General features: G+C 60.8%; 20 protein-coding genes. 15 read left to right on the top strand and 5 right to left on the bottom strand.

Translation table 11 applies throughout. The features are described 5' to 3' along the window. The 3 genes from AO692_RS31420 to AO692_RS31410 form a co-directional block, all read left to right on the top strand. Window positions 1-1,053, top strand: a 1,053-nt coding sequence (locus tag AO692_RS31420; RefSeq protein ID WP_054311352.1) for an S-(hydroxymethyl)glutathione dehydrogenase/class III alcohol dehydrogenase, incomplete at its 5' end; no start/stop codon positions are given. A gap of 253 nt (window positions 1,054-1,306) precedes the next feature. Continuing rightward, on the top strand, window positions 1,307-2,275 hold the full coding sequence (locus AO692_RS31415) for a DUF808 domain-containing protein (RefSeq protein ID WP_054313931.1): 969 nt from the start codon (window positions 1,307-1,309) through the stop codon (window positions 2,273-2,275). 128 nt (window positions 2,276-2,403) lie between these two features. Continuing rightward, window positions 2,404-3,507 carry a nitronate monooxygenase family protein gene (locus AO692_RS31410; RefSeq protein ID WP_082407704.1) on the top strand — a complete coding sequence of 368 codons (1,104 nt, stop codon included), beginning with the start codon at window positions 2,404-2,406 and terminating at the stop codon, window positions 3,505-3,507. A 397-nt stretch (window positions 3,508-3,904) separates the two neighbouring features. On the opposite strand, the gene AO692_RS31405 is transcribed toward AO692_RS31410, so the two are convergent. Further along, entirely contained in the window at window positions 3,905-4,744 is an 840-nt protein-coding gene (locus AO692_RS31405) for a LysR family transcriptional regulator (RefSeq protein WP_054313929.1), read from the bottom strand. A 109-nt stretch (window positions 4,745-4,853) separates the two neighbouring features. On the opposite strand from AO692_RS31405, the gene AO692_RS31400 reads away from it, so the two are divergent. Further along, window positions 4,854-5,507, top strand: coding sequence for a 5-formyltetrahydrofolate cyclo-ligase (locus AO692_RS31400; protein WP_082407702.1), 654 nt, complete (start codon window positions 4,854-4,856; stop codon window positions 5,505-5,507). Window positions 5,508-5,633: 126 nt separating this feature from the next. Next, window positions 5,634-6,269, top strand: coding sequence for a Tim44/TimA family putative adaptor protein (locus tag AO692_RS31395; RefSeq protein ID WP_161808158.1), 636 nt, complete (start codon window positions 5,634-5,636; stop codon window positions 6,267-6,269). 51 nt (window positions 6,270-6,320) lie between these two features. On the opposite strand, the gene AO692_RS31390 is transcribed toward AO692_RS31395, so the two are convergent. Both AO692_RS31390 and AO692_RS31385 read right to left on the bottom strand, forming a co-directional pair. After that, window positions 6,321-7,211 (bottom strand): LysR family transcriptional regulator, encoded by an 891-nt coding sequence (locus AO692_RS31390; protein WP_054313926.1) that lies wholly within the window; start codon window positions 7,209-7,211, stop codon window positions 6,321-6,323. A gap of 55 nt (window positions 7,212-7,266) precedes the next feature. Beyond that, window positions 7,267-8,757: an aldehyde dehydrogenase gene (locus AO692_RS31385; RefSeq protein ID WP_054313925.1), complete on the bottom strand. Its 1,491-nt coding sequence runs from the start codon at window positions 8,755-8,757 to the stop codon at window positions 7,267-7,269. 337 nt (window positions 8,758-9,094) lie between these two features. Between AO692_RS31385 and AO692_RS31380 the strand changes: the two genes are divergently transcribed. From AO692_RS31380 to AO692_RS31355, 6 genes are read left to right on the top strand one after another with little or no spacing between them, the layout of a single operon-like run. Next, a complete protein-coding gene (locus tag AO692_RS31380) occupies window positions 9,095-10,480 on the top strand; it encodes an aminotransferase (RefSeq protein ID WP_054313984.1) in 1,386 nt (461 codons plus the stop codon). 35 nt (window positions 10,481-10,515) lie between these two features. Next, window positions 10,516-11,616: an ABC transporter ATP-binding protein gene (locus AO692_RS31375; protein ID WP_054313924.1), complete on the top strand. Its 1,101-nt coding sequence runs from the start codon at window positions 10,516-10,518 to the stop codon at window positions 11,614-11,616. A 45-nt stretch (window positions 11,617-11,661) separates the two neighbouring features. Beyond that, window positions 11,662-12,714 (top strand): ABC transporter substrate-binding protein, encoded by a 1,053-nt coding sequence (locus AO692_RS31370; protein WP_054313923.1) that lies wholly within the window; start codon window positions 11,662-11,664, stop codon window positions 12,712-12,714. Between the two features lie 26 nt (window positions 12,715-12,740). Further along, window positions 12,741-13,919, top strand: a complete 1,179-nt coding sequence (locus AO692_RS31365) for an ABC transporter permease (protein ID WP_082407696.1) — start codon at window positions 12,741-12,743, stop codon at window positions 13,917-13,919. Between the two features lie 8 nt (window positions 13,920-13,927). After that, window positions 13,928-14,743: an ABC transporter permease gene (locus AO692_RS31360; RefSeq protein ID WP_152980038.1), complete on the top strand. Its 816-nt coding sequence runs from the start codon at window positions 13,928-13,930 to the stop codon at window positions 14,741-14,743. Between the two features lie 17 nt (window positions 14,744-14,760). Continuing rightward, entirely contained in the window at window positions 14,761-15,513 is a 753-nt protein-coding gene (locus tag AO692_RS31355; protein WP_244483565.1) for a glucose 1-dehydrogenase, read from the top strand. Between the two features lie 47 nt (window positions 15,514-15,560). Here the strand turns inward: AO692_RS31355 and AO692_RS31350 are convergent, their stop codons facing one another. Beyond that, window positions 15,561-16,445 carry a LysR substrate-binding domain-containing protein gene (locus AO692_RS31350; RefSeq protein WP_054313921.1) on the bottom strand — a complete coding sequence of 295 codons (885 nt, stop codon included), beginning with the start codon at window positions 16,443-16,445 and terminating at the stop codon, window positions 15,561-15,563. Window positions 16,446-16,708: 263 nt separating this feature from the next. Between AO692_RS31350 and AO692_RS31345 the strand changes: the two genes are divergently transcribed. The 4 genes from AO692_RS31345 to AO692_RS31330 all read left to right on the top strand — a co-directional run bounded on the left by AO692_RS31345 (window position 16,709) and on the right by AO692_RS31330 (window position 19,317). Then, window positions 16,709-17,758, top strand: a complete 1,050-nt coding sequence (locus tag AO692_RS31345) for an LLM class oxidoreductase (RefSeq protein WP_244483564.1) — start codon at window positions 16,709-16,711, stop codon at window positions 17,756-17,758. Beyond that, window positions 17,755-18,279, top strand: coding sequence for a flavin reductase family protein (locus AO692_RS31340; protein WP_161808157.1), 525 nt, complete (start codon window positions 17,755-17,757; stop codon window positions 18,277-18,279). The genes AO692_RS31345 and AO692_RS31340 overlap by 4 nt, the downstream gene beginning before the upstream one ends. A 30-nt stretch (window positions 18,280-18,309) precedes the next feature. Then, window positions 18,310-18,777: a GNAT family N-acetyltransferase gene (locus AO692_RS31335; RefSeq protein ID WP_054313980.1), complete on the top strand. Its 468-nt coding sequence runs from the start codon at window positions 18,310-18,312 to the stop codon at window positions 18,775-18,777. Window positions 18,778-18,858: 81 nt separating this feature from the next. Then, entirely contained in the window at window positions 18,859-19,317 is a 459-nt protein-coding gene (locus tag AO692_RS31330) for a hypothetical protein (protein WP_054313919.1), read from the top strand. A 38-nt stretch (window positions 19,318-19,355) separates the two neighbouring features. On the opposite strand, the gene AO692_RS31325 is transcribed toward AO692_RS31330, so the two are convergent. Continuing rightward, window positions 19,356-20,282, bottom strand: a complete 927-nt coding sequence (locus tag AO692_RS31325; protein WP_054313918.1) for a LysR substrate-binding domain-containing protein — start codon at window positions 20,280-20,282, stop codon at window positions 19,356-19,358. Between the last annotated feature and the right edge of the window lie 39 nt (window positions 20,283-20,321).

Genomic DNA, 20,321 nt, shown 5'->3' with positions numbered 1-20,321 from the left:
CGCGAGGGCGAGGTGCTGGTTGAGGTGAAGGCGACCGGCATCTGCCACACCGACGAGTTCACGCTGTCGGGCGCCGATCCGGAAGGCATCTTCCCGGCGATCCTCGGCCATGAAGGTGCCGGCGTCGTCGTCGATGTCGGCAAGGGGGTGACCAGCCTGAAGAAGGGCGACCATGTCATCCCGCTCTATACGCCCGAATGCCGCTCGTGCCCGTCATGCCTGTCGCGCAAGACCAACCTGTGCACGGCGATCCGCGCCACCCAGGGCCAGGGCCTGATGCCGGACGGCAGCTCGCGCTTCTCGATCGGTGGGGAAAAGATCTTCCACTATATGGGCTGCTCGACCTTCTCGAATTTCACGGTGCTGCCCGAGATCGCGCTGGCCAAGGTCAACCCGGACGCACCGTTCGACAAGATCTGCTACATCGGCTGCGGCGTCACCACCGGCATCGGCGCCGTCATCAACACCGCCAAGGTGGAGGAGGGCGCGACCGCTGTGGTGTTCGGGCTCGGCGGCATTGGCCTGAACGTCATCCAGGGGCTGAGGCTTGCCGGTGCCGACATGATCATCGGTGTCGATCTCAACAACGACAAGAAGGCCTGGGGCGAGCGCTTCGGCATGACGCATTTCGTCAACCCGAAGGAGGTCGATGGCGACATCGTGCCTTACCTGGTCAACCTGACCAAGCGTGGCGCCGACCAGATCGGCGGTGCCGACTACACCTTCGACTGCACGGGCAACACCAAGGTGATGCGCCAGGCGCTGGAGGCGGCGCATCGCGGCTGGGGCAAGTCGATCGTCATCGGTGTTGCCGGTGCCGGCCAGGAGATCTCGACGCGCCCGTTCCAACTGGTGACGGGCCGTACCTGGATGGGCACGGCGTTCGGCGGCGCGCGCGGCCGCACCGATGTGCCGAAGATCGTCGACTGGTACATGGACGGCAAGATCGAGATCGATCCGATGATCACCCACACGCTGAAGCTCGACGAGATCAACAAGGGCTTCGATCTCATGCATGAAGGCAAGAGCATCCGAAGCGTGGTGGTCTACTAGGATACGCTTGGCTTTTTCGCTGGCCTCCGGCCTCCCGGTTGCTCAGCGTGTTCCCAAAGCCTGGCGTTGGCCGGCGGTGCGATAAGGAGGACTCTCTGGTCTTGATCGCACCGCCGGCATTTCTTCATGCACAGGCTTGCTGTTGGTGAAGCGAGAACCGGGGCAAGGCGGAACGAAACGCCAATCTCTTCACAAATAGGTCATTGATCCTTAGCCAAAACAGTCTACTCACTCGTCAAAACAAGGACTGCGAATGAGTTCCGGACTGCTGGCCCTGCTCGATGATGTAGCCTCGATCGCGAAGGTCGCCGCAGCCTCGATCGATGACGTGGCCGCCCAGGCCGCAAAAGCAGGAGCAAAAGCCGCGGGGGTGGTCATCGATGATGCGGCGGTAACGCCGCGTTACGTTGTCGGCTTCACAGCGCAGCGGGAGCTGCCGATCATCGCAAAGATCACGGTCGGCTCCCTGAAAAACAAACTCATCTTCCTGCTCCCGGCAGCTTTGCTGCTGGGATGGCTGGCCCCTTGGGCGATTACACCACTCCTGATGGTCGGCGGCATCTATCTTTGCTTCGAAGGCGCTGAAAAGGTGCTTGAGGTTTTCTTCCCTCATGCCGAAGAGGACAGCGACCCGGATGCCGGCGTCCTGGTGGAGCCTGCCAAATTCGAAAACGAGAAAGTCCAGGGCGCCATTCGAACGGACTTCATTCTGTCCGCTGAAATCATGGCGATCACGCTGGCTGCAATCCCGTCCACGAATGTCCTGACACAGGCAGCCATCCTCGCCATGGTCGGCATTGGCATCACGCTCGGTGTGTATGGTGTCGTCGCCATCATCGTGAAGGCCGATGATTTCGGGCTGGCCCTGGCCAGGACCAAAGGAAGTTTTCTTGGACTGGGTGCGGCGTCACGCGCATTCGGAAGAGGAGTGGTGACGGGAATGCCTTACTTCCTGAAAGCGTTGGCCGCGGTCGGCACCGCCGCCATGATCTGGGTCGGTGGCGGCATTCTCGTGCACGGCCTCGAGACATTCGGATACGGTGAACCGGCACATCTCATCGAGGCTGCTGCGGAAAAAGCCGCGCATTCGGTTCCGGTGGCTGGCGAACTTGTCGCTTTTCTGGTGTCGGCGGCAGCCGCCGGGCTGATCGGCCTGGCGGTTGGCCTGCTTGCAATCCCCGTCGTCCAAAAGGTGGCTGGGAAGTCTCATGCGGCTTCGTGAGCAACGTCTCCCCGATCGGGCTGCATTTTGTCTGCAAAAAACTTGCATCCAGATCGCGCGTTTTTTCATTTGAGAACGTCACGACCGACATGGATAGTGCGAGCCATCTGTGACCTGGGAGTATTGCAATGTGGCCGGACCGGCGGATCGTCGATCTCTTTGGCATTGATTTGCCGATAATTCAGGCTCCAATGGCTGGCCCTGTGTTCGCCGACATGGTGGTCGCTGTCGCCGAGGCAGGAGGTCTGGGTTCGCTCCCTTGTGCGACCATGGGGGCGGAGCAGGTGCGGTCCGAGCTCGGCACGATCCGGGGCCGAACGAACCGACCCATCAATGTCAATTTCTTCTGCCATGCCGTGCCTTCGGTGGATGCCGAGCGCGAGGCCAACTGGCGCAGACAACTCAGACCCTACTACGTGGAATTCGGTCTCGATCCGGATGGTCCGGTTCCTGTTTCCAATCGCACTCCGTTCGATGAGCAGCTCTGCACCCTGGTCGAGGAATTCAGGCCTGAGGTGGTAAGTTTCCACTTCGGCCTGCCCGACCGCCATCTGCTCGACCGGGTTCGGGCAACTGGTGCGAAAATCCTGTCATCGGCCACGACGGTGGACGAAGCCCGCTGGCTCGAAGACCGTGGTTGCGACGCCATCATCGCGCAGGGATTTGAGGCCGGGGGCCATCGAGGCAATTTCCTGACAGAGGATATCGCTACACAAGTCGGCACATTCGCCCTGGTGCCGCAAGTCGTCGATGCGGTGAAGGTTCCAGTCATTGCGGCTGGCGGAATTGCCGATGCTCGGGGCATCGTGGCGGCTTTCGCGCTTGGTGCTTCCGCGGTTCAGATCGGCACCGCCTATCTGTTCACACCACAGGCGCGAATTTCCAAACCACACCATGAAGCGCTGCGCAGCCCGATGGCCGAACGGACGGTTCTGACCAATGTGTTCACGGGCAGGCCTGCGCGCGGCATGATCAATCGTGTGATGCGCGAGGTGGGACCGATGAGCGAGAAAGCACCAGCCTTTCCGCTTGCGGGTGGAGCACTTGCACCACTGCGCGCGGCAAGTGAAAAAGCAGGTTCGGGCGACTTCATGTCGCTCTGGTCGGGTCAGGCCGCCAGTCTGTGCAGGGAGGTTTCAGCGGGCGAGCTGACCCGCAAGCTTGCCTCCGAAGCGCTGGCCCGCCTCGCCGCGCTTGGTGAAGTGGACCGGCCGGCAGGCCTGTCGCGATGAGGCGCAACCCAATTCTTGCGTGCCCGAAAACAGGGCGACAGGCAGGAGCCGGCAACCGGTGCCAACTGCGGCCGGGGCTGATGTTTCCATGACGCCTCGAGCTCGTTCCCTGCGGTCCAGGAGAAACGTTGGAGCTGCCGATCATGCGCCGGCAAGCGTTCCGGCTGTCGGTTGGGACGAGCTTTCCGAAGAAGAGCAGCTGGCGTTGAAGCGAATGAACCGTGGCCCGCATACGGCCCTTAGTCGAGAAATAATCGAACGGTTGCTGCATCTGGGGCTCGTCCAAGAGCGCGGACAAGGTGTCGGGATAAGTCGCGCGGGGCGCGAGCTTGTCATCAACGCATTGCTGGAAGCCCGGCGAGGAAACGAAGAGCCGTCATAGCCATCTCCGGTCCCGTCAGTGCGCCACCTTCTTCAGTCCCGACAATGCCTGACGGACATCTTCCCGAGTTTCGGCAGCATCTGGATAAACAGCGTAGGCCGGATATGTGAACTGCGGCGCGTGCTTCACCAGTTCCAACTGACCGGCCTCCAGATAGGGTTTGACCGCACCTAGCCGGAAATAGCCCATGCCGCCAGCGCGCAGGATGTAACTCAGTCCCAGCGGACCGAGCCCCACGAGCAGCCCGGGTTCGCCGAAGGCAGCAGCTCCTATCCCATGTTGCGCGGCAAATTGCGGACCCCAGTCGACGTGCACATAGTCGCTTTCGGCATCGGTCTCTTCGAGTCTGGTCCTCACCAGAACGAGCTGTTCTTCCTCGATCAGCTCGACCGTGAACCCGGGCAGGATCTTCGGCGCATAGAGGATCGCAATGTCCAGAACGCCTGTCCGCAATTGTTCGACCAGTTGATCCGGCACACCGACATTCGCATGAATGGCGATTGTCGGCTGGTTCTTCTTCATCCAGACCAACCAGTCCAGAAGCAGCGGATTCCACAGGCTCAGTTCGCCGCCAAGGGCGACGACACTGGAGCGACCGGCAGGAACCGACAGCTGCTGTCGCGCGCGTTCCCATATCTGGACAAAGGATTGGGCAAAACGTTCGAACTCCCGTCCTGCAGCCGTCAGGGTTGCGCCGTTGCGATTGCGCACGAAGAGCTTGCGGCCGAGCTCCTCTTCCAGGGTGCGGATGCGTGCACTCACCGTGGTCTGGGTCACGTGAAGGCGGTCGGCTGCCTTGAAGAAGCTGCCGGTATGGACAATTTCCAGGAAGGTCCGCGCGCGGTCTATGTCCATGCCCAAGCCTTAGTGCAATTTTTTTGCAGTTATAGCGCATTTAATTCCGTTTGCATCGATCCTTCTTGCGGCGCAATTTTGGAAGACAGACCACAATGGAACGCGCGCAATGCAAGACGATATCCATGAGGAGCCTGCTCAATACGCATCCCCTCCATGCTTCATGCACGAACTGTCACCGGAGTTCCGTTTAGACCCCGTCCGCCCCGACGCTTGGAGCGATGTGTTGCGGTGGCGCAAAGCAGAGCGCAAGCGATTGATCGACCAGCGCCTGTCGATGTCGCCCGACGAGCGGCAAGCAAGGTCCGATCGCATTGCCGCCATGCTCGACCTGACGATCGGCAGGTTCGCCGGCCGCATCATCGGCACCTATTGGCCGTTTCGTGGAGAACCGGATTTACGCAACTGGGGTATCCGGGTCATTGAACGTGGCGGGCGGCTAGCTCTTCCCGTCGTGATCCAGCAGGGCTGGCCTCTCGAATATCGGATCTGGTCACCGGGAGATCCGCTGGAACGCGGTGTCGCGGGTATCCTTGTTCCTTCGCGAGGACCTGCCGTGCAGCCCGATGTCGTGGTTGCGCCGGTCGTCGGCTTTGACAAGGAACATTATCGGCTCGGCTATGGCGGCGGGTTCTTCGACCGGACCCTGGCTGTCATGCGGCGCAAACCACTGGCAATCGGCGTCGGCTACACCAGCGCCAATGTCGCGACCATCTATCCGCAGTCTCACGATATTCCGATGGATGTCGTCGTTACGGACTAGGCGTCAGGGGCCCCGCAACGCGCAAGAAAATGATCAGAACGAAGACCAGACAGGACCGCCACCAGAGGCTCGCATTGTTTGCCTCTCGATGAGGACAAATGCCTCCCCGGCCAAATGGAGGCCGCCATGAATGAAGTCAGCACCCTCGCGACCAACTTTCCCGCGATCATCATACTCTCGACATGGCTGGTGATCCTGTCGATGTTGGTTGGCTATTCGACGTCGAGCGACGCTGATGAGATCGCCCCGCTGTCTCGCAACACTCTCGGCAGCGATAAACGCTCCGTAGAGGATGAGCAGAACTGGACCATGCTGCGGGAAGTCGACCCGGAGTTCAGCCCGTCCTGGTTCTTGATCGGAGCGCAATGCGCTTACGAAACGATCGTGGAAGCTTACGCTCGCGGAGACATGGAAACCCTCCGCCCGCTGCTGTCCGCACAAGTGCTCGACACATTCGCAACGGTGATTGCCGAGCGCAACGAAAGGCAGGGAACCGCTGAGCTCGTTGTTCTTGGGATCGATGTCGCAGAGATCGAGCGTGTCGCACTGCTCCAGGACGCAGTCGAAGTGGAGGTTATGTTCCACGCCCAACTGATCGAGACGGTTGGCTCTTCCGTAGATGACCTTGTGCAGGGCGGGTCGACGCGTCCCATACTGGTCGCGGATCGTTGGACATTCTCGCGTCCCATTCCCTCCCGCGACCCTTCATGGACGCTGGTCGCGACGGAGGAAGCAATACAAGGCGGGCGCGAGCGTCGGTAGGGCTCCGGCCGGGGAGGCGCTCGAACAAGCCGCTACCGCGTTCTCTTTCGATCAACCGACAGCAAACATGTCTATGGCTATTTCGCGAACCGCCTCTGCCAGCTTTCGAGCATTGTCAGATCTCCAGTGAATAAAATAGTTCAGCGGAGGAACTTCCAGGTCCGGGGGTATTGGCAGGCGCCTCAATTGATCGGACTGGATGTAGCTCTCCACGAAAGGAGCAGCCAACAGCGCGATACCAAGGCCCGCAATTGTCAGCGCAGCGGCTGCCTCGGGACTGTTGGTGTTGACAATTCTGGTAAAATTTACCCCCTTTTCAATCGCCCATGCGCTCAGGACCCCGGATGTTCCGGCGCGGTCCGACATGGAAATCAAAGGGTATTTCGGGAAGTCCGAGATGTCGAACGGACCGTCATGGCTGACGAGCGACGGTGAACAGACCCAAACCAGCTCCATGGTGGTGATCGACCTGGAGATAATGCAGGAATCGATCGATGGGCCCGGAGCAAGGGCAAAGTCGAGTTCGCCCTTGGATACCGAATGCAGCAATTCCTGGGTCAACGCGACCTGAGGTTCGATTTTCACCTCGGGATACGTATCCCGGATCCGCACGACGAGCTCCGGCAACCGTTTGATTGCCATGATCTGAGTGACGCCGAAGCGGCAGACTCCCTTGACCGTTGTGCCGCTTCTTGCCGAAAGCAGGATCGCATCACGCAGATTGAGCATTTCCGAGGCGTTTTCGAGAACGCGTGTGCCCAGTTCCGTGATGCGCGCGCGCGGACCCGACCGATCGAACAGGGGTTCGCCAATCTGTTCCTCGAGTTCCAGGATTCGTTTGGATAGCGCCGATTGAGTCATGAACAGGCGCTCGGCCGCCAATACGAAACTGCCAAGGGTCGCAGCCCAGTAGAGAGCCTCAAGCTGTTTCAGCGTTATCACTGGCTTTGCCCCGATCTTGAAGAACGCCAGTCATCCGGAGGGATTTCCAGCCAAGCTACAAACGCATGACGAACGGCGATGGGTATTCGTCATTCAAGTCTATCCACACGCTCTTGACCTGGAGGTATTGCTTGATCGCGTCGGCACCGCCTTCGCGCCCGAGGCCGGATCGTTTGTAGCCCCCGAAAGGGGACATCGGTGCGGATGTGCGATAGGTATTGATCCAGACCGAGCCGGCCTGCAACTGTTCGGCCATCCGATGGGCGCGTTTCAGGTCGCTGGTCCAAACGCCGGCTGCCAACCCGTAGTCCGTGCTGTTTGCCAGCGAAACAGCTTCTTCGTCAGTGTCGAAGGGCATGATTGCCAGCACCGGCCCGAAGACTTCCTCGCGCGCCAGGCGCATCTGCGGTGTCACATCGGTGAAAATAGTCGGCTCGACGAACCATCCCGTTCCGCATTCCGGGCGTTCGGCACGGCCGCCGCCCAACACACATCTGGCGCCCTCAGCCTTCGCGTCCTCGATGTGGCGCAGAATCTTGCCCAACTGGACCGGCGTCGTAACTGGCCCCACCTGCGTATCGGTCGAAAGTGGATCGCCCATGCGGGCGGTGCGGGCGATGGCGAGCAACCGCTCGATGAACTCATCGGCGATCTCACGCTGAACCAGAAGCCTCGATCCGGCAACGCAAGTCTGGCCGGTGGCGGCGAATATACCGCCGATGACGCCCTTTGCGGCGTTGTCGAGGTTGGCGTCGGCAAAGACGACATTCGCACTCTTGCCGCCGAGCTCCAGCGTTGCAGGAATAAGCCGGCGCCCCGCGGCTTCCGCGATGGCGACACCCGCGGTCTCGCCACCGGTGAAGGCAACCTTGCGCACCAAGGGGTGGCGTACGAGCTCCGCTCCGACTGTCGGACCGGTCCCAGTAACCACGTTGACGACACCTGCCGGGAAGCCGGCGTCCTTCACCAGTTCCATAAACGGGGTGATCGACGTGGAGGTAAATTCCGACGGCTTGACGACGACGGTATTGCCTGCGGCCAGAGCCGGGGCCAGCTTCCACGCCAGCAAAAGAAGCGGCGAATTCCAGGGAACAATCGCCGCGACCACGCCGAGCGGCTCATAGCGGGTAAAGTTGATGGTGTTCTTCTTGTCGCTCGGCAAATGCGCGCCCTCGACCTTGTTGGCGAGGCCGCCATAGTAGCGATACCACTGCGGCATGTAGGCGATCTGCGCCCGCATCTCCGAAATCAGTTTACCATTGTCGCGCACTTCGGCGACGGCAAGCTCTTCGACATGCGCGGCGATAAGGTCGGCAAGACGCAGCAAAAGCTCGCCACGCTGCGAAGCGGTCAAGCCTTTCCATTCCGGTGCGTTAAACGCACGATGCGCCGAGCGCACGGCACGATCGACATCCTCTTCATTGGCGGATGCCACTTCGGCAAACGGTCGGCCGGTAAAGGGGTTGTCCGTGGTGAACCATTCCCCGCTCGCCGACTCGACGAACTCATTGTCGATAAACATGCGGAAACGACTGGATGCGCTCATCTTGAACCTTCGGACAATTTGAGAAATCGCTTGAACACTATTCATGGCAGCAAGCGACGAAAGCGACTTTTCGAAAAGGCCTAAAGTCCAAAAGGAAATATCACAAGCACCAATGCCACGAAATTTTGGCAACATGGAAATCGAAAAAATTCGCTAGCACCATTCCCGCAACGCTCATACGAGTTCTATCGACAGGCAGCGGTCGCTCTGTCTCGAACCGCCAGAAGAGAATGGGCGCTCTGGCTGAACGTCGTGAAAAACGTGCTCGCGCGGGCGGAAAGCAAGCGGCACTCCCAGCGAAATGGCCCTCGCGTACCGAGACGTCAAAAGGCTTGTCATGCAGCGAACGCACAACAGATCCGAAGCCAGCAGGTTGGATTCAGAACGGCATCTGCATCCCTACACCCATCCCCGCAAGATCGAAGCGGACGGCCCCGTCGTCATCTCTGGCGGGGACGGCATCTGGGTCGTCGACGAGGACGGGAACCGTTACATGGAGGGGTTGGCGGGACTATGGTGCGCCTCGCTCGGCTTTTCGGAGCGCCGGCTCGCGGACGCAGCTTACCGTCAGATGCTGGAATTGCCGTTCTACCATTCCTTCGCGGGCCGTGTGCCGGAGGTCACTGCGCGTCTGGCCGCCAAACTCATGGATTGGTCTCCGCTGCCATTTGCGCGCGTCCTGTTTGCGAACTCCGGTTCGGAATCGAATGACGCTGCCTTCAAGCTGGTTCACTATTACAACAACGCCAAGGGCCGACCGCGGAAGAAGAAGATCATCGCCCGGGATCGCTCCTATCACGGTTCGACGGCGGTCGCTTCGGCGATGTCAGGCCTTTCGGCAGCACGCAAGGTGTTCGAGCTGGATATTCCCGGCATCGTCCGCATCAGTTGCCCGCACTACTACGCATATGGCCTGCCGGGCGAAACGATCGAACAATTCTCGGATCGACTGGTCGAGGAACTTGAGCAAACCATTCTGCGCGAAGGACCGGAGACGGTTGCCGCGTTCATCGCCGAACCGGTGATCGGCGGCGGCGGCGTCGTCATCCCTCCGCCCGGCTACTATGACGGCATCCAAGCCATCCTGCGCAAATACGATATCCTGTTCATTGCCGACGAGGTGATCTCCGGCTTTGGCCGGCTCGGCGAAGCCTTCGGCTCGACCGTCTTCGGCCTGAAGCCGGACATGATCACCGTGGCGAAGATGCTTTCGGCCGCCTATGCCCCGATCTCGGCACTTTACCTGTCGGAGGACATCTACGAGACGATCAAGCAGGGCAGCGACACCGTGGGCGTGTTCGGCCACGGCTTCACCTATAGCGGCCATCCCGTTGCCGCCGCAGTGGCCCTGGAGACATTGCGCATCTACGAGGACGACGGAATCCTCGACCATGTTCGACGCGTCGCTCCACGATTTCAGGATGGCTTGCAGGCGCTGAGCGATCATCCGCTTGTGGGCGACGTTCGTGGCATGGGCTTGATTGGCGCGATCGAACTCGCCGAACAGCCCGCCCTGCGCAAGCCATTCGCGCCGGAAAAGGGCGTTGGCGCCTATTTCCTTGGTCGCGCCCTTGCCAACGGCCTGATCCTGCGGGCCGTGCCCGGCGACATCATCACCTTCGCGCCGCCGCTGATCATCAATGAAGCCGAGATCGACGACTTGATGAGCCGCGTGCGGTTGTCGCTCGATGAAACATCGAGCTGGCTGCGGCAGCAGGCCTGACCCATGCATTCCCTCCCCGTGCGAGACGGACGACCGTGAGCTTCATCGAATTCGACCACATTCGAAAGACCTACGCGAACAATACGCTGGCGGCGGTCGAGAACCTGAACCTCGGCATCGCGAAGGGGGAATTCATGACGTTTCTGGGGCCCTCGGGCTCCGGCAAGACGACGACGCTGATGATGCTGGCAGGATTCGAAAAGCCGACCTCCGGTTCCATCCACCTCGAGGGCACGCCCATCGACGCGCTGCCGCCATACGAGCGCAATATGGGCGTCGTCTTCCAGAGCTACTCGCTGTTTCCGCATATGTCGGTGGCTCAGAACATCGCCTTTCCGCTTGAAATGCGGAAGGTGCCGAAGCCGCAAATCCAGGACCGTGTCGCTGCAGCCCTGGAAAAGGTTCGCCTCGGCCGCCATGCCGACCGCCGTCCTTCCCAACTCTCCGGCGGCGAACAGCAGCGCGTGGCGCTGGCCCGTGCATTGGTGTTCGACCCCAAGCTGGTGCTGATGGATGAGCCGCTCTCGGCGCTCGACAAGAATCTGCGCGAAGAACTTCAGCTCGAGATCCGCCGGCTGCACCGCGAGTTGGGTGTGACCATGGTGTTCGTGACGCATGATCAGTCGGAAGCGATGAACCTTTCCGATCGCGTCTGTGTGTTCAACCACGGGCGCGTCGAACAGCTTGATACGCCGCAACAACTCTACGATCGGCCGGCCAACGTCTTCGTCGCCGGCTTCATCGGCGACAACAACATGCTTGTCGGCGATGTCGACAGGGTCGATGCGTCGGACGAGTACGCGCGCCTCACCACCCTGAACGGCACCACTTGCCGTGGCCGGCTGAGGACGACAGGAACCTATCCGCAAAGCTCGACGCTCTGCATCCGGCCCGAGCGCATCGACGTCGCCGCTGCCAAGGGCTCGCTTGAAACAGATAACAAGATCGGCGCCCGTCTGGTCGACCTCATTCATCAGGGCGATCACTGGCGGTTGATCGCGGCGCTGGAAACAAGCGGGGAAGGTGAGGCCCTGCAGTGGATGGCGAAGGTCAGTCCGAATCGGCTGCCTGCCGGCCTTTCCATCGGTCAACCCATCCAGATCGGATTCAACAGCCGAGACAGCTGGGTCATCTAGCAGGTCGAAAAACAAAAAAAGGGGAATGTTATGACAATAAAAGCAATGCATCTGCCACTGAACCTGCTTGTCGGGGCTGTCCTGTCATTGCCGCTCAGCGGTTTGGCCACCGCCGCGCTAGCCCGGGATCTGACCGTCGTCTCATGGGGTGGTCCTTACCAGGACGCCCAGCGCAAATTCATGTTCGGTCCGTTTATCGAAGAGAGCGGCATCAAGCTGACCGACACCTATTGGGAAGGCGGCGTCGGCGCGTTACGCACCAAGGTGCGTGGCGGCAACAATGACTGGGATGTCGTCCAGGTCGAATCCGAGGAACTCGGCATCGGTTGCGACGAGGGCCTTTTCGAACATTTCGATGTCGGCCGCAGCGGCGGTCCGGATCGCTTTCTGCCCGGCATGGTGAACGACTGCGGCGTTGCAGCGGTGATCTACAATCTGGTGCTTGCCTATGACAACGCCAAGCAGAGCACAAAGCCTGAAAACTGGGCGGCATTCTTCGACACCAAGGCGTTCCCAGGCAAGCGGGCGGTTCGCAATGGACCCAAGTGGAATCTGGAGATCGCACTGCTGGCCGACGGTGTGCCGGCGGATCAGGTCTACAAGGTGCTGTCGACCCCCGAGGGGGTGGATCGTGCATTTGCCATGTACGACAAGATCAAGGACAGCCTGATTTTCTGGAAGACCGGCGCGCAGCCAGTGCAGATGCTGGCGTCGGGCGACGTGGTGATGACGACGGCGTTCAATTCGCGCATCACCGCCTCGAACGAGCAGAACGGCTCCAACTTCGGCATCGTCTGGCGGGACTCCATCTACACCCAGGACAGCTGGGTGATCATGAAAGGCACGCCGAAGCTCGACGAGTCCTACAAGTTCCTGGAGTTCGCGACCCGCGCGGCGCCACAGGCAGCACTGCCGGAATTCAATCGCTCCGGTCCGAGCAACAAGGACGCACCGGGCCTGATCGATGCGAAATATCTCCACGACCTGCCGTCGAATCCGGACAACTTCAAGGTTGCCGTGCCTGAGGATCCATCGTTCTGGATCGATAATTTCGACGATCTCAACGATCGCTGGAACCGCTGGGCCGGCACCAACTGAGACAGGCGGATCAAGGATTGCGAGCCATGAACCTGTCGCGCACGACATTGCTGGTTGTCCCGGTCGTGGGGTTCCTGCTGATATTTTTCTTCGTGCCGATGATCTGGTTCGCAAGCTTGGCGGTGCGCGAGGTCGAAGTGCCTCGTGCCTTGCCGCAGACGGTCGCTGCGCTGCGGGACTGGAAGCCGGGGCAAACGCCGCCCACAGTCGTTTTTGACGCGCTGGCCAGCGACCTGAAAACAGCACGGAGCTCGGGCACGCTGGCAGAAGCCGCCCACAGGATCAACTACGAAGTGCCCGGGGTGCGCAGCCTGCTGTTGCGCGCCGGCCGCACTGTCGCCAGGGCGCCGGCGGAAACAACATTCGACGCAGCCTATTTCACCAGCATCGATCCCTTGCTGACGAGCGATGCCTTCCTGTCGGTCGTGAAACGCGCCGGCGGCGGCATTTCCGACTACTACATTCTTTCATCTCTCGATCTGCAACGCACGACCGACGGCGCCATCGCTCAGGCGCCTGCTGAAAATCGGCTCTACCTCGATGTTCTGGCGCGGACGATCAAGATCGCCGCGACGGTGACGCTGTGCTGCCTGCTGATGGGTTTTCCAGTGGCGGTGCTGTTGACGACAGTTTCCGAAAAAGCCGCCGACTGGTTGATGATCCTCGTGCTGCTGCCATTCTGGACGTCGCTTCTGGTGCGCACCACCGCCTGGGTCGTGCTGCTGCAGCGCGAGGGATTGATCAACAGCCTTCTGATGAAGATCGGCGTGATCAGCGAACCCCTGGCGATGATCTACAATCGCACCGGCGTGATCATCGCCATGACGCATGTGCTGCTGCCCTTCATGATCCTGCCGCTCTACGGTGCGGTTCGGGCCATCCCGCCGGGCTACATGCGCGCCGCCGCCAGCCTCGGCGCAAGGCCGCTGACGGCTTTCATCCGGATCTACCTGCCGCTGGCGGCGCCGGGCATCGCCGCCGGCTCGCTGATGGTCTTCATCCTGTCGCTTGGCTATTATATCACGCCGTCGCTTGTCGGTGGCGCCTCGGACCAGATGCTGTCCTATTTCGTTGCCACCTACACCACCGGAACCGGCAATTGGGGCCTGGCCTCTGCCCTCGGCCTGCTGCTGCTGGCTTCGACCTTCCTGCTCTATCTGGTCGCCCACCGGCTTTCCGGCGGCCGCGCCATCTCGTTGAGCTGAGGTCCGCGATGCAACCGTGGAAAATCGTCTACCGGATCGCTTGCGGCGCAGTGCTGGTATTCCTGCTGCTGCCGATCCTGGCCGTTATCCCGCTTTCGTTTTCGAGTTCGGGCTTCCTGTCCTATCCGCTGCCCGGCTTGTCGTTGCGTTGGTACGAAACCGTTCTGACTTCGGGCAGGTGGTTGGATGCCTTCATCAACTCGCTCAAGATCGGCCTCAGTGCGACGGCGCTGGCGTTGCTGCTGGGCACGATGGCTTCCTTCGGGCTGGCGCGGCGGCGCGGCTTCGTCGTCGGCGCCATCAAGCTGCTTGCCCTGACGCCGATGATCGTGCCGATCGTGATGATCGCGGTTGCCCTCTATTTCTTCCTGGCGCCGCTGCAACTGACCAATTCCTTTGCCGGCATGGTCATCGCACACACGGTCATCGCCATACCGTTCGTGGTCATCCCCGTGCTGGCAGCTGTCGAGCAGCTCGATCCGAACCTGGCACGCGCCGCAGCGGCCTGCGGCGCACGCCCGCTCACGGCATTTTTTCGCGTCACACTGCCCTCGATCCTGCCGGCTGTCGCCTCGGGCGCCCTCTTCGCCTTTGCCGCCTCGTTCGACGATGTGGTGATCGCCTTGTTCATTGCCGGACCCGATCAACGCACGCTGCCACGCGAAATGTTTTCCAGTCTGCGCGAGACCATCACCCCGGAACTGACAGCCGTGGCAACCATCATGATGGTCTTCTCGACTTTCCTCTTCATGCTGATGCGCTACATGCAGCGCCGCCGCCGACGGCTCATCAACGTCGCTGCCCAGGGCTTCGTCAGTGCATGATCGAACACGGATCCCGAATGATGCTTCTGCACGACAAGATCGCTTTGGTAACAGGTGCCGCGACGGGCAATGGAGCCGCGATCGCGGCTGGGCTTGCCGCGCAAGGCGCGCGCGTGGTGCTCACCGATATCGACGGCAAGGGTGTTGAGGCACGGCGTGACGAACTCGTCGCGAAAGGTTTCGATTGCCATGCCTTTGTTCTCGACGTCACCGATGCGCACCAGAATGGCGCCGTCCAGAGATTGGTGCAGGACAGGATCGGGAGCATCGACATCCTCGTCAACAATGCCGGCATCCGGCCCCGTCATGCCTTTGACAGCGGGGAGCGCGACAAGCTGTGGCGCAAGGCGATGGACGTCAATCTCGATGGCGTCAGGCTGACCACGCTGACCTGGCTGGAGTCGCTGAAAATGACGAAAGGCTCGGTCATCAACATCACGTCGATCGCAGCCTTCAATGCCTCGCCGCATTCGATGGCATATTCCACTTCGAAAGCGGCGGCGCAGATGCTGAGCAAAGTGCTGGCTTATGAACTCGCCGCCGACGGCATCCGCGTCAATGTGATCGCGCCCGGCGTTATCGAGACGGAAATGACGCGCTCTTCGCGCGAGGATCCGCTGCGCCGCGAGCGGCTGCTGGCACGTATTCCGATGGCACGTTTCGGCCGGCCCGATGAATTGGTCGGGGCAGTGATTTTCCTAGCGTCGGATCTTTCCACCTATGTAACCGGATCAACGATTTCGGTAGATGGTGGATACTTGGCGATATAGCCATCAACAGTGGTTTGGTTCCATCAAATGATGTCGTCGGCGGGGGATCAGGTCCTGGCCTCGCGGATCAGCCACGAAACGAACGCGGCAACGGCAGGTCTCTCGGTTGCCTGGGGCAGGGTGACCGCATAATAGGCGAACTCCGTCGGCCAGGGACAGTCGAGTGCAACCGCCAGTCGCCCGGCAGCAACTTCCTCGCGGGAGTAGATGTCACGAACCAGGGCAATTCCTTGTCCCGCCTCGGCGGCCCGCACGAGCAGGAAATCTTCGTCGAAGGCCTGCCCGCGTTCAATCCTGGGGTCGTCCTCAATCCCAAAGGCCTTCAGCCAGAGACGCCAATCCGAGCGGTCGGAATCCTGGAGCAGGGGATAGGCGAGGCAGTCGACAGGCCTGTTGATGCTAGGGCCCTCGGCGAGCAAGCGCGGGCTGGCAACCGGGATCAACTCCGGCGCCATCAGGGGGATGACCTCAAGGCCGGGATAATCTCCGAGCCCATGGCGTATGGCAACGTCCACTCGCCGTTTGTGCAGATCGACCAGCGTCGATGAAGCCTCCACCCGGACCTCGACCTCCGGATGAAGACTGGTGAAGCGGCCAAGCCGCGGCACAAGCCAGGAGGCGGCAAAGGAAGGGACGGTGCAAATCGTCATGGATTGGACAGTCTTATCCGCTTCCAGTTTATCCAGCCCGCTTTCGATCTGGTCAAAAGCCCGCAGCATGACCGGATGCACTTTTGCTCCAGCCTCGGTCAATTCGACTCCGTAGCGTGTGCGCGAGAACAGCGAAGTGCCGACGCGCTCTTCCAGGAGACGCAATTGCTGGCTGACCGCGCCGGAAGTCACTCCCATGGCTTCGGCCGCGCGTTTTACGCTGCCGTACCGTCCGGCTTCTGCGAATGCCCGCAAGGCAAGAAGGGGAAGTACGCGGCCCATTGATCGTCCACTCTTAGAATTCAATTAGCCTAAAAATTAATCCGGCTGAGTCAAGGCATAATAAGTTGATTCAGAAGGGCATACGAATGAATTTGTATTTAGACAGACTAAACAATTGATGAGAAACCATCGTTTCTCCTGGCCGTGTCGACCCATTAGATATTGCTGCGAAAGACAACCGTAAATTCGGCTGGACAGGCTTCGGCAGCATGCTGCCTCAGCGGTCTGCCGGTGCGGCATAACTTGCGCAGAGGAGTTTGCCTGTGAACATCGCCACTTCAAAAATAGATCGCGCAACCGCGCTAACCGGCGCCTCGTTCGAGGCCTTCGCGGATCATCCGGGCTATCGGCGCATGTTCGCGCCGGATCGTTTGACCGTTGGCATCTTCCTGCCGCTGCGCTTCTTCCAGGGAGACATGACGGTGCTGCAGGGGCAGGCAGAGCTTGTCACGGAAATCGACCGCCTGGGTTTTTCAGCGATCTGGATTCGCGATGTGCCGCTGTTCGATCCCGCATTCGGCGACGCCGGCCAATTGTTCGATCCTTTCACCTACCTGTCCTACCTTGCTGCCCGAACGCAGAAGGTTGCCCTGGCTACCGGCAGTGCGATCTTCACGCTGCGCCATCCGATCGACCTGGCGAAGGCAGCCACGACCATCGATCATCTTTCGGGCGGACGTCTGGTCCTCGGCATCGCCTCGGGCGACCGGCCGGTCGAATTCCCTGCTTATGGCATCGACATGGAAAGCCGCGGCGAGCGGTTTGCCGAGACGGTCGCGTATTTCCGGCAGCTTGTCGCGGCCGGTCGGCCCGAAATCGCTTCGAGCCTGGGCACGATGCGTGGTGTCGATTTCTATCCGAAGCCGGTTTTCGGGCGAATTCCCCTGATCGTCACCGGCGCCAGCCGCCAGGAGCGCTCCTGGGTGGCGGAAAATGCCGACGGCTGGCTGACCTATCCCCAGGCCGCCCACACGCCGGAAGGGCCACAGCGACTGGCCAATATCATTCGCGACTGGCGCGCGAAGATACCGGGCGGCGGCTTCAGGCCGCATATGACCAATGAATGGCTCGATCTGGTGGAGGATCCGGATTTTCCGCGCACGCCGCTCAGGGGCGGTTTCGTGCTGCAGACCGGTCGCAAGGGGCTGATCGATCTGCTGAACGAATGGCATGCCGCCGGTGTCAACCACGCCGCGCTCGGCATGCAGTTCTCAAGGCGACCGGCTGGAGAGATCATACAGGAACTCGCGGAAGAGATCCTGCCGTTGTTCCCGTCGCTGGAGGGGCCGCAGCCGCTGTCGACCCAATGGTGAACCGCGCCGCGAGGACTAGCCCCTCGGTCGACGCACTCAAGGACCTTTTCGCCCACATACCGACGTCGGTCGCGGTGGTCACGGTCGGTGGCCGCGCAGGGGCCTATGGGCTGACGGTGGGCACGTTGAACACCCTGTCGCTCGAGCCACCATTGGTGATGTTTGCGGTCAACGCTGCATCGCGTCTGTTGCCACGGCTGCACACCGGCGCAGCGATTGGCATCAATCTTCTTGCCGCCGGCCAAACCGACATTGCCCGGCAGTTCGCAACCGCGGCAATCGACCGTTTCGACGGCATCCGATGGTGCGAGGAATATGCTTTGCCGCGCATCGACGACACCATGGCCTGGATACCGGCGCGCGTCCAACAACGCATCCCGTTAGGCGACCACAGGCTGATCACGGCCTCGGTTGCATCCGGGGAAACCAATCACTCCCTGCCGCTCCTGCATTGGCGCAGAGCGTTTCATGCGCCGTCGCCCGTCGCTGCGCCCGATGGTCAGTCACGACCGGATGCGTGACCAGCAATGTTGCCCGCCAAGGAAAAGACCATGCCCGTCATTCACCCCACCCTCGTCATTCGCCCAGCGGAGCCTGTCGATGCGCCCGCATGGCGCGAGCTCTATCGCCAATACGGCGAATTCTATCAAACACCCGTCGATGACGATGTTCTGGATCGCATCTGGAACTGGCTGCTCGATACGGGCCATTCCTTGAACGCGATCCTGGCGATCGCACCCGACAACACGATGGTCGGCCTTGCCCATTACCGCGCATTTCCCGAAACGCTTCTCGGTCGTGACGCCGGTTTTCTGGATGACCTGTTCGTGCTGCCGGCGCAGCGCGGCAAAGGTGTCGGCCGCAGCCTGATCCATGGCGTCGCGAAAATCGCCAAGACGCAAGGATGGCCGTTCGTGCGGTGGATCACGGCGGACGACAACGCATCCGCCAGGCGGCTTTACGACGAACTGGCGGTCAAAACGCGCTGGGTCACATACGATATGAAGCCGACAGAGTAGCGGAAAGGCTGTAAGGACGTTTCCTGGATTATGCTCCCCATCCGGGAATCAAAGACCAGATCGGCTTAGTGAGCCAATTCTATGAGTGAATTCGATTTCGGTGCCCGCAGCGCCAGGGAGTTCCGGCATCGGAACTTCTGGGCGCTGTTCGAGGAGCGGCATCCTGCGGAGCGTTCCCGCAGGGTCAGGCACGGGCCCTGGTTCTGGCAGCGCGGCCTGCCGGCATTCAATCTCGTCATCACCATGTATGTGGCGCCCGAGCAGAGCGTCGTCGGCGTCTTCTTCGGCCGCAACGCGCGGCTGGGCGCGGTCGATACAAAGGGCCGGCTGCAGCCGTTCAGGGCTGCGATCGAAAGCAGGCTGAAACTGAGGCCGGGACAGAGCGAGCCGGAGTTCGGCGTCAATGCGATCTGGCGGGTCAACTGTTTCGCCGATGACAATTGGCCCGCCATGGCAGACTGGCTGGTCACCGAGGCCGGTCGTTTCGAGCAAGCGGTGAGTGAAGTGCTGGGCTCGGAGGGAAAGATCGAGCCGTCTTGAGATAGCCCATCTCCTCATGGCGACTTTTGGGATGTTTTCTATCCAGCCGGTCCCAGGTTAAAAAGCCCCGTCGGCTGAAAGGACTGTTGCAAGAAATCAGCGAAGGTACGCACGGCGGGTCGCATCGTCTGTCGCCGCAGCCGCAACGTCACCATGTGGACCGGCGCCAGACGCTCGGCGATCGGTATCGCCACGATCCTGCGTCCGTCATAGCTCACATCCGTGCTCGGCAATGCGTTATGGATGGTATAGCCGCAGCCATGGCCGACAAGACCGCGGATCAGTTCCGGCGATCGCGAACGGTGCGCGATGTGGGGCGCAACACCGCAAGCCATGAACAGGTTGAAGAAATAGTCACGGGAAAAGGGCAGGTCGAGCAGGATGAACGGCTCATGTCCGATCTCCTTGAGGCTGATCCTGTCCCGTCCGGCAAGCGGGTGGTCCGAGGCAACCAGTATATAGGGCGGCAACTCCGCCAATCGTTCGGCAACCACTTCCTCCGGAACCGCATAGGCATAGGTTATCGCCAGTTCCAGCCTGCCGCTGGTGATTCCCTCGATGATGTCCTGCTGATTGCCTTCCTCGTGATTGACCGTGATGCCGGGAACGCGCCGCGCGAACTCCGCCAGCAAGCCGGGCATGAAGCGGATCGCCAAAGTCACGAAGCTGCCCACCGTGATCTGGCCCGATACATTCGACGACAGAGCTTCTGCGTTCCGCGAAAAGTCGCGGGCGTGATTCAAAAGATGGCGGGCGTCATTGACGAAACGCTGTCCGGCGACTGTCGTCGTCATGCCGCGGGCGTGATGGCGGACGAAAAGCTGCAGGCCTAGCGTGGCCTCGATCTGCGCAATGGCAGCCGAAATGGACGGTTGCGACACGTTCAGTAGCTTGGCGCTGCCGCTGACGCTGCCTGTGTCTGCCGTGGCGACGATATAGGCGAGGGCTCGCATCGATAGGTGCATAGGGATTTCCTATCTAATTTGCCAAATAATATTACTTTA

Origin of the sequence: Mesorhizobium sp. 1M-11 (assembly GCF_001303895.1) — a bacterium.
Taxonomy (GTDB): Bacteria; Pseudomonadota; Alphaproteobacteria; order Rhizobiales; family Rhizobiaceae; genus Mesorhizobium.
Note: the sequence above shows the minus strand (reverse complement) of the source record. Positions and strands in the feature narration are given on the sequence as shown.

Coding starts and splice junctions, on each gene's coding strand:
- AO692_RS31415 (WP_054313931.1), top strand. CDS start 1,307: ATGAGTTCCGGACTGCTGGCCCTGCTCGATGATGTAGCCTCGATCGCG.
- AO692_RS31410 (WP_082407704.1), top strand. CDS start 2,404: ATGTGGCCGGACCGGCGGATCGTCGATCTCTTTGGCATTGATTTGCCG.
- AO692_RS31405 (WP_054313929.1), bottom strand. CDS start 4,744: ATGGACATAGACCGCGCGCGGACCTTCCTGGAAATTGTCCATACCGGC.
- AO692_RS31400 (WP_082407702.1), top strand. CDS start 4,854: ATGCAAGACGATATCCATGAGGAGCCTGCTCAATACGCATCCCCTCCA.
- AO692_RS31395 (WP_161808158.1), top strand. CDS start 5,634: ATGAATGAAGTCAGCACCCTCGCGACCAACTTTCCCGCGATCATCATA.
- AO692_RS31385 (WP_054313925.1), bottom strand. CDS start 8,757: ATGAGCGCATCCAGTCGTTTCCGCATGTTTATCGACAATGAGTTCGTC.
- AO692_RS31380 (WP_054313984.1), top strand. CDS start 9,095: ATGCAGCGAACGCACAACAGATCCGAAGCCAGCAGGTTGGATTCAGAA.
- AO692_RS31370 (WP_054313923.1), top strand. CDS start 11,662: ATGCATCTGCCACTGAACCTGCTTGTCGGGGCTGTCCTGTCATTGCCG.
- AO692_RS31365 (WP_082407696.1), top strand. CDS start 12,741: ATGAACCTGTCGCGCACGACATTGCTGGTTGTCCCGGTCGTGGGGTTC.
- AO692_RS31360 (WP_152980038.1), top strand. CDS start 13,928: ATGCAACCGTGGAAAATCGTCTACCGGATCGCTTGCGGCGCAGTGCTG.
- AO692_RS31355 (WP_244483565.1), top strand. CDS start 14,761: ATGATGCTTCTGCACGACAAGATCGCTTTGGTAACAGGTGCCGCGACG.
- AO692_RS31350 (WP_054313921.1), bottom strand. CDS start 16,445: ATGGGCCGCGTACTTCCCCTTCTTGCCTTGCGGGCATTCGCAGAAGCC.
- AO692_RS31335 (WP_054313980.1), top strand. CDS start 18,310: ATGCCCGTCATTCACCCCACCCTCGTCATTCGCCCAGCGGAGCCTGTC.
- AO692_RS31330 (WP_054313919.1), top strand. CDS start 18,859: ATGAGTGAATTCGATTTCGGTGCCCGCAGCGCCAGGGAGTTCCGGCAT.
- AO692_RS31325 (WP_054313918.1), bottom strand. CDS start 20,282: ATGCACCTATCGATGCGAGCCCTCGCCTATATCGTCGCCACGGCAGAC.